Below are 15,754 nucleotides of genomic sequence, written 5' to 3' on the forward strand. Positions count from 1 at the left end.
AGCAGCGGACAAGGGAGAGATCGAAATGGAAAAAAAGATTGCGATCCTGCCCGGTGACGGTATCGGACGGGAAGTAGTAGAGGCAGCAGTACAGGTGCTCAAGCAGATTGAAACATCGTTTAACCATTCATTTACATTTGAATATGCAGATATTGGCGGAGGAGCCGTGGATGATTACGATGATCCGCTCCCTGCTCATACGCTCGATATTTGTAAAAAAAGCGACGCCATTCTGCTTGGTGCAGTCGGAGGCCCGGCGTGGGACCACCTTCCGGGAGAAAAGCGCCCGGAAAAAGGACTGCTGCGCATTCGTAAAGAGTTAGGACTGTTTGCCAATCTGCGCCCGGTCCGCAGTTTCAAAAGCTTGCTGCACAGTTCACCCCTGCGTGAAGAAGTGATTGACGGAGTCGATGTAATGATTGTCCGGGAATTAACCGGAGGGCTTTATTTCGGGGAGCCAAGAGAACGACGGATAATCGACGGCGAAGAAGCAGCGGTGGACACCTTGGTTTATAAAAAATCAGAAATCCGGAGAATTGTTCAGCAGGCCTTTGAAATTGCCCGTTTACGCACGCGAAAAGTAATATCAGTCGATAAAGCGAATGTTATTGAATCCAGCCGCTTATGGCGGGAAACAGCTGAAGAAGCAGCCAAAGACTACCCGGATGTGGAGCTTGAGCATATGCTCGTGGATAACGCGGCCATGCAGATTATGTATGATCCGAAAAAGCTCGACGTCATCGTTACGGAAAATATGTTCGGGGATATTTTAAGCGATGAAGCATCGATGCTGACAGGATCGCTCGGTATGCTGCCGTCTGCAAGTATGGGCAGTGAAAAGCCTGCTTTGTATGAGCCGGTCCACGGATCGGCCCCTGACATCGCCGGACAGGGGACAGCGAATCCTCTGGCCACGATCGCTTCGAGTGCAATGATGCTGAAATATTCCTTTGAGCTCCAGCGGGAATCAGATGCAGTGGAGGAAGCGATTGAGCAGGTCCTCTTAGAGGGACTGCTTCCGGCAGACTTAAGCAGGGATAAAACATCTGCGGCCTCAACAGAAGAAGTTACAAAAGCCGTATGCAGTCACATTGCACGGCTGGCAGGAAAATATTAAAAGGAGGAAGTTCCATGAAGCCGAGAACAATCATTGATAAGATTTGGAATGAACACGCTGTTCGTGCTGAAACAGGCAAACCGAATTTAATGTATGTTGATCTTCATATGGTCCACGAAGTCACGTCCCCGCAGGCATTTGAAGGCCTCCGGCTGAGCGGGCGTCCAGTGAGGCGCCCGGACCTGACCTTTGCGACAATGGACCATAACGTACCGACGCTGAACCGGGAATCTATTACGGATGCCATTTCGAAAAAGCAGATTGATACGCTGTTTGACAACTGCAAGGAGTTTGGAGTGGAGCTTGCTGACATTCACAGCCCGAACAATGGCATTGTCCACATTATCGGCCCGGAGCTCGGGCTGACCCAGCCGGGAAAAACGATCGTGTGCGGCGACAGCCACACGTCCACCCACGGCGCTTTTGGAGCCCTTGCCTTTGGTATCGGTACAAGTGAAGTGGAACATGTGCTTGCCACTCAGACGCTTTGGCAGTCTCCTCCAAAAACGATGGAGGTCCATGTGGATGGAAGACTGGGCACCGGAGTAACAGCCAAGGACATTATTTTGTCGATCATCGCTAAATTTGGTGTTGATTTTGGCAGTGGTTATGTACTGGAATATACCGGTGAGGCAATTCGCGGTCTGACGATGGAAGAGCGGATGACAATTTGTAACATGTCTATCGAAGCCGGGGCGCGTGCTGGCCTGATCAGTCCGGATCAGGTGACGTTCGATTACTTGAAAGACCGCCGGTTTGTACCGGAGGGCACAGAATTTGATGAAAAAGTCGAACAGTGGCGTCAGCTTGCTACAGATGAAGGGGCCGAATATGACGAACACGTAGTGATCCCCGCAGACGAAATCGAACCGATGGTAACGTGGGGAACCAACCCGTCCCAGGGTGTAGGTATTCACGGTACAGTTCCTTATCCGGAAGACGGGAAAAGTGCTACGGAGAAAAAAGTGATCAAAACATCGCTTGATTACATGGCTCTGGAGCCGGGCACGAAAATCACAGATATTCATGTGCAGCATGTGTTTCTTGGCTCCTGTACCAACGCGCGTATCGGGGACCTTCGTGAAGCTGCTAAAATCATTCGCGGCAACAAAGTAGCGGATGGGATCCGCGCGATGGTCGTGCCGGGCTCCCAACAGGTGAAAATGCAGGCAGAGGAAGAAGGACTCGACCAGGTATTTAAGGAAGCTGGATTTGAGTGGAGGGACTCCGGGTGCAGCATGTGCCTCGGCATGAATCCTGATTTTGTACCTGAGGGAGAGCGCTGTGCCTCCACGTCCAACAGAAACTTTGAAGGCCGGCAGGGAAAAGGTGCAAGAACGCACCTGGTCAGTCCGGCTATGGCAGCAGGGGCTGCTATTTACGGACACTTTGTAGATGTACGAAAATTGGATCAGACAGTTTCTTCATAAGGAGGTGGCAGCATGGAAGCACTCACAGTGCACGAAGGAAATACGGCAGTACTTGAACGGGCAAACGTGGACACAGACCAGATTATTCCGAAGCAGTTTTTAAAACGCGTAGAACGTACCGGGTTCGGCCAGTTTTTATTTTTTGACTGGCGCTTCAAGTCAGATGGGGAAGAAGATCCTTCCTTTGAGCTGAATTATCCATCAGCAGCCAATGCTTCAATTTTGATTGCCGACCATAATTTTGGTTCAGGCTCTTCAAGGGAACACGCCCCATGGGCATTGCAGGACTACGGGTTTCGCGTTATTATTGCTCCCAGTTATTCGGATATTTTTTACAATAACTGCGTCAAAAACGGGATACTGCCGGTACGGCTGCCCGAAGATCAGGTTTATAAACTGATGAAGAATGGGAATGATAAAGAATACCACTTGACAGTAGATTTACAAAATCAGCAAATCTCTGATAAAGATGCGGATTTCGAGGCAACATTTGAGATAGATCCCTATTGGAAGGAAATGCTGTTAAACGGATGGGATGAAATTAGTATTACGCTTCAATATGAAAAAGATATCGAAGCGTATGAAAAACGGGTCAAAGTTTAACGGGGAAGGCGGCCCAAAGCGGCCGTCTTCATTTTTACATTAAGCTGTACTGAACGCAGTTATTCATACATACATATACTATTTGATCTGCCCATACAAAAAATTTACGATCTACTGGCATAGCGGATTTTTACAGAAGGAGGCACCAGATGGATAAAAGGCCGAATCAGAAGGTTGTTTCTTTCCCTGGAGCAGCCGGAAAATTGGTGAAGCAGGGGCTCGAACAGCTGAAGGCTGGTGAAAAGGAGCAGGCCGTAGACGTGTTTCGCCAGGCGCTGATGCATGAGAGCCGAAATCCTGACGCTTCCTATGGTCTTCTTTTAGCTTACGCGGAAGCAGGATATCTGCAGGAAGCGGCCGGATGGGCAGAAGAACTGCTTAAAGACAATACCAGTGACTTTCTCGAGATTCTCCATGTATACGTACCGGTATTAGCTCAGCTGGGCAGGTATGACCAGGTAATTGAAACGCTGGATGAAGTGCAGAACACAAAGGAAGTGCCTGGTCATTTGAGAGAGCAGTTTCAGGAATTGTATGCTCTTGCTGATGGCATGACGCATATGCAAGTGGAAACAAAAGAATACAATACAATGCCTGAAGAACGCTCTTCGCTGCCGGTGGAATGGGAAATGGTGCTTCAAATGGGAACTGAGGACCAGAAGCTGCATGTGTTAAATGTGCTTCGAAAAGAAGGAGCGGAAAAATGGATGCCTGCAATAAGGGAGCTGCTGGCCCGGCAGGAAACATCGCCACTAATGAAAAGCTTCCTTCTTCTGCTTCTGAAGGACTGGCAGATCGAAGACGCTGTCTGGGTGCAGAAGCTGGGCAGGAAAGGGGAGTTCGCCCCGTCCACGCTTCCGGCTTTGGAAGAGAGCAGCTCGTATACAGAGTCCTCGTTTCTGCTCGACCGTTCGCTCGGGGATAAAGATCCAGTGCTGCTTCAGCATGCGAAAGAGCTGCTGCAGCAGCTGCTGTTGTATTACTATCCTTTTCCTCCTTCGGTACAGATTGAAGTGTTGGCAGCTGTGCTGCACTTTGAGACGTTCCGGCAGTTTGAGCCGCTCCCGGACGAACAGGATATCAGGGAGTGTTACGGAGTAGCTGAAGCAGGCTTTAGATCGATGCAGGAGGAATACGAAAGAATCCAGGGGTTCATTCAGGAAATCTGAAAAGCCCCTATTTGAAAGTGATGTTTAATCCCTTGTGGGAGTAAGTTTAGCGGAAAATGAATCATTCATTGAAATGGTTTAGTGTTATGTTATAATAGGGTAGTTGTTTACACGGTAGAACCTAGTTATTTGGAGGGAATTTGAATGAATGCCAGTTGGGAAAAGAAAGAAGGAAACCAGGGAGTCTTAACCGTAGACGTAGAATCGGAACGGTTTGACAAAGCTCTGGATCAAGCATTTAATAAAGTGAAAAATGATGTATCTATTCCAGGATTTCGTAAAGGAAAAGTGCCACGGAAGCTTTTCGAAAGCCGTTTTGGAGTAGAGTCTTTATACCAGGATGCCCTGGATATCCTGCTTCCGGATGTTTATGCCGAAGCAGTGGACGAAGCGGGTATTGAACCAGTGGACCGTCCGGAAATCGATGTAGAAGAAGTGGAAAAAGGCAAAGACCTGAAATTCACTGCTACAGTCACCGTGAAGCCGGAAGTAGAGCTCGGCGAGATCAAAGGACTCGAAGTAGAGGAGTTTGACACTTCTGTATCAGAAGAAGAAGTAAACCAGGAGCTTGAAAATCTTCAGGGCAAATACGCAGATCTTGCCGTAGTGGAAGAGGGCGAAGTCCAGGACGGAGATACCGCTGTACTCGATTTCGAAGGTTTCGTAAATGGAGAAGCTTTTGAAGGCGGCAGTGCGGAAAATCACTCGCTTGAGATCGGCTCCAATTCCTTTATTCCAGGATTTGAAGAGCAGGTTGTAGGCATGCAGCCGGGTACAGAAAAAGATATTACGGTTACTTTCCCGGAAGAGTACCATGCTGAAAACCTTGCCGGCGAAGAAGCTGTCTTTCATGTCAAGCTTCACGAAATCAAGCGTAAAGAGCTTCCAGAGCTCGACGATGAGTTCGCGAAGGACGTAGAAGAGCACGAAGCAGAAACACTCGACGAGCTTAAAGAGGCAGTTCGCCATCAGCTTGAACACGACCGTGAGCATGAAAAAGAACATCACGAGCGGGACACTGTAGTTGAAGAGGCAGCGGAGAAAGCTTCTGCAGAAATTCCGCAGGCGATGATCAACACAGAATCCGACCGTATGCTTCAGGAATTCAGCCAGCGCCTTCAATCCCAGGGTATGACTCTGGAAATGTACCAGCAGGTTACCGGTACGGACGAAGAAGGCATGAAAGAGCAGTTCCAGCCGGAAGCTGAAAAACGTGTCCGCATGAATCTGACTCTTGAAGCCGTAGCTGAGCAGGAAAACCTTGAAGCAAGTGAAGAAGACGTGGAAAACGAACTTCAAAAAATGGCTGACATGTACCAGCGCGATAAAGAAGAAATCCGCAGCCTTATCGAAATGCAGGGCGGCGTGGATATGCTGAAGCAGGATCTTCGTCTGCAGCGCGCTATCGACTATCTTGTTGAGCACAGCAAAACTGTACCGAAAAAAGAAAAACCAGAAGATGAAGAAACAGAAAACGAATAAGGCTTAAATGCTTAAAAAATCCTGAGGGTGAAGTATGCCTTCAGGATTTTTCCGCCTGAAACGGGCAAAAATCAGCATACCCCGGCTGCCCATACTAAAGGGTATTGTTTCGATTTCCATAGGAAAGTATGATACAATTCAACTCAAGCGCAATAATTGTGTTATTTAAAAACTTCCTATATAGTAAACGAAGAATTAATATTTGTGTTTAGGCAGAGCAGAGAATATGCCGCTTTGAGAAAAGTCATCGAAGGGCTTAATCAGACGGATTGATTGTATACATTACGCTGCTTTAAATGTTTCATATTTAGGTGAGGGGTGAACCAGTTGATTAAATTCAATGAAGAAAAAGGACAATTGAAATGTTCCTTCTGTGGAAAAACTCAGGATCAGGTTCGTAAGCTGGTCGCCGGGCCCGGCGTATACATTTGTGACGAATGTATCGAACTGTGCACGGAGATCGTGGAGGAAGAATTAGGTTCGGAAGAAGAAGTGGAATTCGAAGAAATTCCGAAGCCATACGAAATCAATGAAACACTAGATGATTATGTTATCGGCCAGGAGAGAGCGAAAAAATCGCTTTCTGTAGCTGTCTATAACCACTATAAGCGTGTGAATTCCACAAAGAAAACCGACGACGTGGAACTGGCTAAAAGTAATATAGCGCTCTTAGGTCCGACCGGTAGCGGGAAAACACTATTAGCCCAGACGCTGGCCCGTATTTTGAACGTGCCGTTTGCGATCGCAGATGCAACTTCTTTGACGGAAGCAGGCTACGTGGGTGAAGACGTGGAAAACATTTTGCTGAAGCTTATCCAGGCAGCTGATTATGATACAGAGAAAGCAGAAAAGGGTATTATTTACATCGATGAAATTGATAAAGTAGCCCGTAAATCAGAAAACCCTTCCATCACCCGTGACGTATCCGGGGAAGGGGTTCAGCAGGCGCTTCTGAAAATTCTGGAAGGCACAACCGCCAGTGTTCCTCCGCAGGGAGGCAGAAAGCATCCTCATCAGGAATTTATCCAGATTGATACGAGCAATGTGCTGTTCATCTGCGGTGGTGCATTTGATGGCATCGAACAAATTGTAAAAGAACGCCTTGGCCGTAAAATCATCGGCTTTGGGGCAGAGTCTGAAAACGCTGAAATGGGCCACGATGAATACATGAGCCGGATTCTTCCGGAAGATCTGCTGCGCTATGGCCTGATTCCTGAATTTATCGGCCGGATCCCTGTCATTTCCAGCCTGTCGCAGTTAGACGAGGAAGCGTTGATTGAGATCCTGACCCAGCCGAAAAACGCGCTTGTCAAGCAGTATCAGAAGCTGCTCGAAATGGATGAAGTGGAGCTCGAATTCACCGAAGACGCGCTGCGTGCGATTTCGCGTAAAGCAATTGAACGCAAGACCGGAGCACGTGGACTGCGTTCCATCATCGAGGGCATTATGCTTGATGTCATGTATGATCTGCCTTCCAAAGAAGAAATTGTTTCCTGCACTATTACAGCAGAAAGCGTAGATAGTGACGGATCACCTCTTCTGAAAACAAAAGATGGCAAAGAAGTAACGTTAAAACAGTACAAACCAAAAGAAAGTGCATAAACGGTTTTTCGCCTGAATGAAAAGGGACCTTATACAGAAACCCCCGCATCCGTATGGTGCGGGGGTTCTGATTATTTATACATAGCATTTATAGACAACTTCCTGTCAATGAGTAATGTTTCATAGACAGTAATTTTATAAATAGGATAAAATAAATAGTATACCTTTAGTACGTAACAACCGCATCACTGCATAACAGCAAACGAATATAATTTGACAATAGAGGTGTTAGCGAATGCCAAATACAACGACGATTTCCATACCGATGCTGCCGCTTCGCGGACTGCTTGTGTTCCCGTCGATGGTGCTTCATTTGGATGTGGGAAGAGATAAATCCGTAGAGGCCCTGGAACAGGCAAATGCTAAGGACAGCCGGATTCTGCTCGTCACGCAGAAAGATTTATCAGTAGATAATCCGGGCGAAGCTGATGTGTACCATGTTGGTACAGTGGCAAAAATTAAGCAGATGCTGAAGCTTCCGAACGGCACCATCCGTGTATTGGTGGAAGGTCTGGAGCGCGCAGAAATAAAAGAATTTATCGATAAGGATGCTTTTTTCGAGGTGGAAATGGAAGTGCTGCCTACGGAAGAGCACGCGGATTCGGCTGAGGAACAGGCACTAATGAGAAAAGCACTCGAGGCTTTTGAACAATACGCCACTGCCTCCAAGCGAATTTCCAGTGAAACGATCCAGTCGGTACAGGACATTGCAGGGGCGGACCGGCTCGCCGATATGATCAGCTCTCACCTGCCGTTAAAAGTGGCAGAGAAGCAGGAGCTGCTCGAACAGTTCACCGCTTCAGAGCGTCTGCGTAAAATTATCGATATTTTGCAGAAGGAACAGGAAGTATTAGGTCTTGAAAACCAGATCGGACAGCGCGTAAAAAAATCGATGGAAAAAACGCAGCGGGAATACTATCTGCGCGAACAAATGAGGGCGATCCAAAAGGAGCTCGGAGAAGCTGACGGAAAAGAAAGCGAAGTAGATGAACTCAGGGAAAAAATTCAGCAGGCAAAAATGCCGGAACAGGTCCAGGAAAAAGCCGAGCGGGAGCTCAGGCGCTACGAAAAAATGCCAGGGGCTTCTGCAGAGACTTCCGTTATCAGGACATATATCGAATGGCTGGTGGATATACCATGGTATGAGGAAACTGAAGACCAGCTTGACATTAAGCGTGCCCAACGGGTGCTTGATGAAGATCATTACGGCCTTGAAAAAGTTAAAGACCGGGTGCTTGAACACTTAGCCGTGCAGCAGCTGACAGAATCAGTGAAGGGGCCGATTTTGTGCCTGACCGGACCGCCGGGTGTGGGGAAAACGTCCTTAGCTCGTTCCATTGCCCGCTCTCTCGACCGTAACTTCACGAGAATGAGCCTTGGAGGCATCCGGGATGAAGCGGAAATCCGCGGCCACCGAAAAACCTATGTCGGTGCTATGCCCGGACGTATTATTCAGGGAATGAAAAAGGCAGGGACCGTCAATCCGGTATTTCTGCTTGATGAAATCGACAAAATGGCCAGTGATTTCCGGGGGGACCCTTCTTCAGCCATGCTTGAAGTGCTTGACCCGGAACAGAATAATACATTTGAAGATCATTATGTGGAAGAGCCTTACGATCTTTCCAAAACGATGTTTATTACTACGGCGAACAATATGAACACCATCCCTGAGCCGCTGCTCGACCGGATGGAGGTTATCCGCATTGCCGGGTACACCGAAATTGAAAAAGAAGGCATTGCCAAAAACCACCTTGTGGAAAAGCAGATTAAGGAAAACGGCTTAACCAAAGGAAGCATCCAGTTTCGGCAGGGAGCCCTTTTGAAGCTGATTCGTGAGTATACGAGAGAAGCAGGAGTCCGCGGCCTTGAGAGAGAAATTGCAGCAGTGTGCCGAAAAGCAGCAAAGCTGATCGTCATGGGTGAAAACAAAAAAGTAGTAGTCACGCCGGCGAAAATCGAAGAACTGCTCGGACGTCCACGGTACCGTTACGGACGTGCGGAGGAGGAAGACCAAGTGGGCGCAGCTACCGGTCTTGCCTATACAGCTGCCGGAGGAACAACTTTATCTATTGAAGTATCTCTTGCAAAAGGAAATGGACAGCTGCAGTTAACCGGAAAGCTCGGTGACGTCATGAAGGAATCCGCGCAGGCGGCATTCAGCTATATTCGCTCAAAAGCGGATGAGTGGGGCGTTGACCCTGATTTTCAGGAAAAATGGGATATTCATATTCACGTTCCGGAAGGGGCCACTCCGAAGGACGGGCCTTCAGCAGGCATCACAATTGCAACAGCCCTGGTGTCTGCACTGTCCGGGCGGAAGGTGAAAAAGGAAGTAGGAATGACCGGTGAAATTACGCTGCGGGGCAGAGTCCTCCCAATCGGCGGACTCAAGGAAAAATCAATGAGCGCCCACCGGGCCGGACTGACGACGATCCTGATACCAGCCGATAATGAAAAGGATCTGGAAGATATACCGGAGAGCATCAAAAAAGATATTACGTTTATCACGGTGAAGCATCTTGATGAAGTGTTAAAAGAAGCATTGGAGGAGAAAAATGAAAGTTCATAAATCGGAGCTGGTGATAAGCGCGGTCAGCCCTAAGCAGTATCCTGAGGGAGGACTTCCGGAAATAGCTCTGGCCGGAAGATCCAACGTCGGGAAATCTTCGTTCATTAATTCCCTGTTAGCAAGAAAAAACCTGGCCCGTACCTCTTCAAAGCCCGGCAAAACACGTACACTCAACTTTTATAATATCGAAGACCGCTTTTTGTTTGTAGACGTTCCCGGCTACGGCTACGCGAAGGTATCGAAAAGCGAACGGGCAGCCTGGGGCGAAATGATGGAGGAGTATCTTAAAAGCAGAGACGTACTGAAAGCTGCTTTTATGATTATTGATTTTCGCCACGAACCGACAAAAGATGATATTGCGATGTACGATTATTTGAAATTTCATGAGCTGCCGGTGGTCATTATTGCAACAAAGGCAGATAAAATTACGAAAAATAAACGCCCCCGTCATTTAAAACGTGTTAAAGAAACACTTAAGCTGAAGCCGGAGGACCAGACGGTTGTGTTTTCCGCAGAAACGGCACAGGGTAAAGATGAAGCCTGGCGGGCTATTGAGCAGTTTATTTGAAAATAATATGTGGAAGTTATACATTGGAACGGTGAGTAAAAGAAAGATATAGTATAAAAACTGTCAGCCCTTGTTCACAAATTGACGTCAAAAGATAAATAGTTGTGTGATACAATGGGTTGTGTGAAGAGTGGAACGTATAAAAAAAGCTGAACATTTGGTGGTTGCATTAAACATGGTATTGATGACGCAGGGGGTGAAGATACGAACATGCATATTATTGTCGCTGGATTAGACTATAAAACAACTCCAGTTGAAACGAGGGAACGATTGGCCTTTCAGGAGGATACACTTCCTCAGGCACTGCAGGAGCTTCGTGACATGAAAAGTATCCTGGAATGCGTCATCGTATCTACTTGTAACCGGACAGAGGTGTATGCAGTCGTTGACCAGCTGCATACAGGAAGGCACTTTGTGAAAAAATTTCTGGGCCGCTGGTTCGAAATGCCACAGGAAGATTTTGGCCCATTTTTAAATATACGCGAAAATGATGCAGCAGTGCAGCATTTGTTTCAGGTCGCAAGCGGTCTTGATTCCATGGTGATTGGTGAAACACAAATACTGGGTCAGGTGAAACATGCCCTTGCTACTGCCCACGAAAATGAAACGACCGGCACGATATTTAATGAACTGTTTAAACGTGCAGTCACGTATGCCAAACGGGCCCATCACGAAACAGAAATTAATGATAATCCTGTATCAGTCAGCTATGCTGCTGTGGAGCTTGGTAAAAAAGTAGTCGGTTCGTTTAAAAACAAGCGGGTGCTTGTTTTGGGTGCGGGAAAAATGAGCGAATTGACAGCTAAACATCTGCACTCCGGCGGTGCTGCTGAAGTGACGGTATTTAACCGGACGTATGAAAAAGCAGAACAGATTGCTGCGCAGTTTAACGGACAAGCTAAACCAATGGAGGAGCTGACTGACGCGCTTGCACAGGCGGATGTTTTAATTTCCTCCACCGGCTCGGATTCCTATGTGCTGAATAAAGAGCAGGTGGCTTCTGCCAGCAAAAAGCGAAAAGGTAAACCGCTGTTTATGGTTGATATTGCGGTTCCAAGAGATTTGGATCCGGCCTTGAATCAGCTCGATAATGTTTTTTTGTATGACATTGATGACCTGCAGGACATTGTGAATTCCAACATGGAAGAACGCAAAAAAGCTGCAGCACTGATGGAGAGAATGATCCATGCTGAAGTGTCAGATTTTAAGGACTGGGTGCATACCCTCGGAGTGGTACCGGTAATTTCCGCTCTCCGGACAAAAGCTCTGGCTATCCAGGCAGATACGATGGACAGTGTGGAACGGAAGCTTCCGGAGCTTACCGAGCGGGAAAAGAAAGTGCTGCGTAAGCACACGAAAAGCATCATCAATCAAATGATCAAAGATCCGATAACGAAAGCTAAAGAAATGGCTGATAACAATGATGCAGAAGAAATGCTGCAGCTGTTTACCGAAATCTTTGCTCTTGAAGAGGAAGTAGAAGAAGCTAGAGCAGCAGAGGAGCGCCAGATACGCAAGGAAGAAGCGGAGGAGGAATGGAATGCCTCCAGAGAATCGCGTGGGTTCCGCCTTCCATATGCTTACGCGACAGATGTCGCTGTTCGTTCCTAAGAGAGGGGCGTCAGGATGGTTGCAGCCGAAGGAATTATTTATATTGTAACGATTGTACTATACGGCCTGAGCGTCCTTTGCTACTTCGTTGATTTTTCTCAAACCAACCGGAAGGTGAACCGACTCGCCTTCTGGTTGCTTTCTATTGTCTGGGCTTCGCAGACGGCCTTTTTAGTACTTAGAATATTTATGTATGATCGCGCTCCGGTAATCACGCCTTTTGAAGGCATGTATTTCTATGCGTGGTCTCTTGTAACCATTTCACTTATTGTGAACTGGTTTTTTCGAATGGATGTACTGGTTTTCTTTTTAAATGTGATCGGGTTTCTGCTGATGACGTTCAGCTCTTTTTCGTTTAACGGCGATATTCCAAACGAGCTTGAAACGCTTCTTTTGTCTGAGACACTCGTAGTGCATATTATTTTTATTCTGCTCTCCTATGCTTCGTTTACACTGGCATTTGTATTTTCTGCGATGTATGTGCTGCAGCATCAGCTTTTAAAAAGAAAGCAATGGGGGAAACGGTTAATCAGAATGGAGAACCTGCCAAAAATGGAGAAGCTGGCAGGCACGACCACCGTGATCGGAGTCCCCCTTTTATTTGCGGGACTGGTGTTTGGTTTTCTCTGGGCAGGCAGATGGTATGACTCCCTTCCATGGCAGGATGCAAAAGTCATCGGTTCGATCATTCTCCTTGGCTTTTACAGTACGTATATATATTTACTGGCTGTTCATCACTGGCGCGGCTACCGTATGGCGCTTTTAAACGTTGCCTGCTTTGTCGTTTTACTCATTAATTATTTTATTTCCAGTGATTTGAGCCAGTTTCATATATGGTACTTATAACAAATATGGATGCTTAGAAAGGAATGGCTAGATGTATGCGCACAATTACCCTGGGCACTAGAAAAAGTAATCTGGCATTAAAACAAACAGAATGGGTGCAGCAGGAGCTTGAAAAACTGGACCTGCCCTATCGTTTTGAAGTGAAAAAAATCTCTACAAAGGGCGACCGTGTTCTGGACCGGACGTTATCTAAAGTTGGCGGAAAGGGCCTGTTTGTAAAGGAAATTGAGCAGGCGCTTACAGATGGTGAAATTGATATAGCTGTACACAGCATGAAGGATCTGCCGGGAGAAATGGCGGAAGGCTTTGAGGTCGGCGCTGTCACAAACCGGGTGGACCCAAGAGACGCTTATATTGCAAACGATCATGTAAAGTTTCATAATCTGCCGCTTGGGGCAGTAGTTGGCACGAGCAGTCTGCGGCGCACGTCCCAGATTAAAGCAGAGCGGCCGGATTTAAACGTTCAGTGGATCCGGGGTAATATCGAAACCCGGCTTCGGAAGCTGCGGGAGGAAAGCTTTGACGCCATTATCTTAGCGGCTGCCGGCCTGGAACGGATGGGTTGGAGCGATGAGATTGTCACGGAATTTCTTGAACCCAGCATGTGTGTCCCGGCTGTAGGTCAGGGCGCACTCGGTATTGAGTGCCGCAGCGGGGATGAAGATATATTAAAGATCATTCAACGTCTTCATGATGAGCCGGTTGCGGTATGTGTAGCTGCAGAGCGGGCCTTCCTGAAAGCTGTAGAGGGAGGATGCGCGGTGCCAATCGGCGGGTATGCGACTCTAAACAAAAAGGGTAATGTGCAATTAACCGCGATGATCGGTTCTACGGATGGACGCAAAATACTAAAAGAAAAGCTTACGGGTGATAATCCGGAAGAAATGGGCAGACAGGCTGCTGATGCCCTGCTTGGCCGGGGCGGCAAAGAAATTCTGGAACAGGCCCGGGAAGAGATGGGGGAAGAGTAGTGACAGCAACAGTACTGGTGACAAGAGGAGCCGGCCAGAACGCAAGTCTGGTGCAGGGTCTTCAGTCTGCAGGCTGTTGTGTCAAAGCGGTGCCGATTATTACCACCGTACCGGTACGGAGCAGGGAAAAGGCAATGGCAGAGCGGTGGCGGAGCGGTAATATAGACTGGATGCTGGTAACAAGCGTGAATACCGTCTATTACCTGGCAGAATGGCAAAAGCGGCACGGTCTTGGTATTCCCGCCAACTTAAAAACAGCTGCTGTCGGGCCGAAAACCAAGCAGGCACTGGAACAGGAAGGCTTTCAGGTAGAGCTGATGCCGGAAAAATATAAAGCCGTTTCGTTAGCTGAAGCAGCCGGACAGGTAATTGGCCGCCGGGAAAACGTGCTTCTTCCTCAAAGCGCCAAGGCGGCGGACACCCTGTACCGGTCGCTTGCAGCCCGGGGCTTAAGCTTATGGGTATGGCATTTATATACAACGGTGCCGGAAGAAAAAAATGAGTCCTTTCTGCAGACGATTTTAAAGAACCGGGGAGTTGACGTACTGACGGCCGCAAGTCCTTCTTCTGTAGAGGCCCTGTACCGGCTTGCAGGGGCTTACCAGCAGGTGCTTTTGGCTGTTCCCGTAGTGGCAATCGGCCCCTCGACTGGACAAACTGCCCGCGAAACTGGATTCAAGTATGTTTACGAAGCAGATATTCATTCCGTAGAAGGAATGATAGAAAAAACCAAGGAAATTATTTAGGAGGCTTCACATTGGCTGATTTACATTTCCGCCGGCACCGCAGATTGCGGACGACGCCTGGTATACGAGCAATGGTAAGAGAAAACGAACTAAGACCCAATGACTTGATTTATCCCATCTTTGTCGTCGAAGGGGAAAACGTGCGCAAAGAAGTACCGTCCATGCCGGGGGTCTATCATATTTCCCTGGATCATTTGGATGCAGAAATGGATGAATTGGAAGCCCTCGGTATTCCGAGCGTCATCGTGTTTGGCGTGCCTCATGAGGAGGAAAAAGACGCTGAAGGAACGCCGGCTTTTCTGAAGGACGGAATCGTCCAGCGGGCGATCCGGCAGATTAAAGAAAATCACCCGGCGTTAACGGTGATTGCAGATACCTGTCTGTGCCAGTATACAGACCACGGGCACTGCGGGGTTATTCATAACGGCTACGTGGATAACGATGAGTCGCTGAGAAATCTAACAGAAACCGCGGTCTCCCAGGCAGAAGCCGGGGCAGACATTATTGCGCCGTCGAACATGATGGACGGATTTACAGCGGCTATCCGGGAAGGGCTCGATAAAGCAGGACACGTGACAGTGCCACTGATGTCCTATACAGTTAAATATGCCAGTGCCTTTTACGGCCCGTTCCGTGACGCAGCTCACAGCACTCCTTCGTTTGGGGACCGGAAAACCTACCAGATGGATCCACCGAACCGGCTTGAAGCGTTAAAAGAAGCGGAAACTGATGTCGAAGAAGGTGCCGATTTTCTTATTGTGAAGCCGGCCCTTGCTTATCTCGATATCGTAAGAGAAGTGAAGGAGCGCACCGGATATCCGGTGGTAGCTTATAACGTTTCCGGGGAATATGCGATGATTAAAGCTGCCGCCCAGAACGGATGGGTGAATGAAAAGGATATTGTCATGGAAAAGCTCACAAGCATGAAGCGTGCCGGAGCAGACCTGATTGTGACGTATTTCGCCAAAGACGCTGTTCGTTATATGCAGGAGGATAATAAATAATAATAGCAAGCTCTGGAAGGTATTCAGTCCAGGGCT

General features: G+C 47.9%; 13 protein-coding genes. All 13 read left to right on the top strand.

Going from position 1 to position 15,754, the window contains the following annotated elements:
* The first annotated feature begins 25 nt into the window (after positions 1-25).
* The 13 genes from leuB to hemB all read left to right on the top strand — a co-directional run bounded on the left by leuB (position 26) and on the right by hemB (position 15,718).
* Positions 26-1,117 carry a 3-isopropylmalate dehydrogenase gene (gene leuB / locus Q0757_RS00395; RefSeq protein ID WP_298783561.1) on the top strand — a complete coding sequence of 364 codons (1,092 nt, stop codon included), beginning with the start codon at positions 26-28 and terminating at the stop codon, positions 1,115-1,117.
* Between the two features lie 14 nt (positions 1,118-1,131).
* A complete protein-coding gene (gene leuC, locus Q0757_RS00400; protein ID WP_298783562.1) occupies positions 1,132-2,547 on the top strand; it encodes a 3-isopropylmalate dehydratase large subunit in 1,416 nt (471 codons plus the stop codon).
* Positions 2,548-2,559: 12 nt separating this feature from the next.
* On the top strand, positions 2,560-3,150 hold the full coding sequence (gene leuD / locus Q0757_RS00405; protein WP_298783564.1) for a 3-isopropylmalate dehydratase small subunit: 591 nt from the start codon (positions 2,560-2,562) through the stop codon (positions 3,148-3,150).
* 149 nt (positions 3,151-3,299) lie between these two features.
* A complete protein-coding gene (locus Q0757_RS00410; protein WP_298783566.1) occupies positions 3,300-4,319 on the top strand; it encodes a tetratricopeptide repeat protein in 1,020 nt (339 codons plus the stop codon).
* 144 nt (positions 4,320-4,463) lie between these two features.
* Positions 4,464-5,801 carry a trigger factor gene (gene tig, locus Q0757_RS00415; protein ID WP_298783568.1) on the top strand — a complete coding sequence of 446 codons (1,338 nt, stop codon included), beginning with the start codon at positions 4,464-4,466 and terminating at the stop codon, positions 5,799-5,801.
* Positions 5,802-6,128: 327 nt separating this feature from the next.
* Positions 6,129-7,403: an ATP-dependent protease ATP-binding subunit ClpX gene (gene clpX / locus Q0757_RS00420; protein ID WP_022793156.1), complete on the top strand. Its 1,275-nt coding sequence runs from the start codon at positions 6,129-6,131 to the stop codon at positions 7,401-7,403.
* A 235-nt stretch (positions 7,404-7,638) separates the two neighbouring features.
* Entirely contained in the window at positions 7,639-9,972 is a 2,334-nt protein-coding gene (gene lon, locus Q0757_RS00425; protein ID WP_298783574.1) for an endopeptidase La, read from the top strand.
* Positions 9,959-10,540, top strand: coding sequence for a ribosome biogenesis GTP-binding protein YihA/YsxC (gene yihA, locus Q0757_RS00430; protein ID WP_091614714.1), 582 nt, complete (start codon positions 9,959-9,961; stop codon positions 10,538-10,540). Before lon ends, yihA begins: the two co-directional genes overlap by 14 nt.
* A 210-nt stretch (positions 10,541-10,750) precedes the next feature.
* Complete coding sequence (hemA, locus tag Q0757_RS00435; RefSeq protein ID WP_298783578.1) at positions 10,751-12,151, top strand: glutamyl-tRNA reductase; 1,401 nt, start codon at positions 10,751-10,753, stop codon at positions 12,149-12,151.
* Positions 12,152-12,166: 15 nt separating this feature from the next.
* Entirely contained in the window at positions 12,167-12,997 is an 831-nt protein-coding gene (locus Q0757_RS00440) for an inner membrane protein YpjD (RefSeq protein WP_298783580.1), read from the top strand.
* Between the two features lie 35 nt (positions 12,998-13,032).
* The gene (hemC, locus tag Q0757_RS00445) at positions 13,033-13,968 is read left to right on the top strand and encodes a hydroxymethylbilane synthase (protein WP_298783582.1); all 936 of its coding nucleotides are present in this window, start codon (positions 13,033-13,035) and stop codon (positions 13,966-13,968) included.
* The gene (locus Q0757_RS00450; RefSeq protein ID WP_298783584.1) at positions 13,968-14,714 is read left to right on the top strand and encodes a uroporphyrinogen-III synthase; all 747 of its coding nucleotides are present in this window, start codon (positions 13,968-13,970) and stop codon (positions 14,712-14,714) included. Before hemC ends, Q0757_RS00450 begins: the two co-directional genes overlap by 1 nt.
* Positions 14,715-14,725: 11 nt before the next feature.
* Positions 14,726-15,718 (top strand): porphobilinogen synthase, encoded by a 993-nt coding sequence (gene hemB, locus Q0757_RS00455; RefSeq protein WP_298783586.1) that lies wholly within the window; start codon positions 14,726-14,728, stop codon positions 15,716-15,718.
* Positions 15,719-15,754 lie beyond the last annotated feature (36 nt).

The organism is uncultured Marinococcus sp. (genome assembly GCF_947493875.1).
Lineage (GTDB): Bacteria > Bacillota > Bacilli > Bacillales > Marinococcaceae > Marinococcus.

What these genes read in the sequence shown, in the direction of transcription:
- leuB (WP_298783561.1), top strand. Translation starts at nt 26, where the DNA reads ATGGAAAAAAAGATTGCGATCCTGCCCGGTGACGGTATCGGACGGGAA.
- leuC (WP_298783562.1), top strand. Translation starts at nt 1,132, where the DNA reads ATGAAGCCGAGAACAATCATTGATAAGATTTGGAATGAACACGCTGTT.
- leuD (WP_298783564.1), top strand. Translation starts at nt 2,560, where the DNA reads ATGGAAGCACTCACAGTGCACGAAGGAAATACGGCAGTACTTGAACGG.
- Q0757_RS00410 (WP_298783566.1), top strand. Translation starts at nt 3,300, where the DNA reads ATGGATAAAAGGCCGAATCAGAAGGTTGTTTCTTTCCCTGGAGCAGCC.
- tig (WP_298783568.1), top strand. Translation starts at nt 4,464, where the DNA reads ATGAATGCCAGTTGGGAAAAGAAAGAAGGAAACCAGGGAGTCTTAACC.
- lon (WP_298783574.1), top strand. Translation starts at nt 7,639, where the DNA reads ATGCCAAATACAACGACGATTTCCATACCGATGCTGCCGCTTCGCGGA.
- yihA (WP_091614714.1), top strand. Translation starts at nt 9,959, where the DNA reads ATGAAAGTTCATAAATCGGAGCTGGTGATAAGCGCGGTCAGCCCTAAG.
- hemA (WP_298783578.1), top strand. Translation starts at nt 10,751, where the DNA reads ATGCATATTATTGTCGCTGGATTAGACTATAAAACAACTCCAGTTGAA.
- Q0757_RS00440 (WP_298783580.1), top strand. Translation starts at nt 12,167, where the DNA reads ATGGTTGCAGCCGAAGGAATTATTTATATTGTAACGATTGTACTATAC.
- hemC (WP_298783582.1), top strand. Translation starts at nt 13,033, where the DNA reads ATGCGCACAATTACCCTGGGCACTAGAAAAAGTAATCTGGCATTAAAA.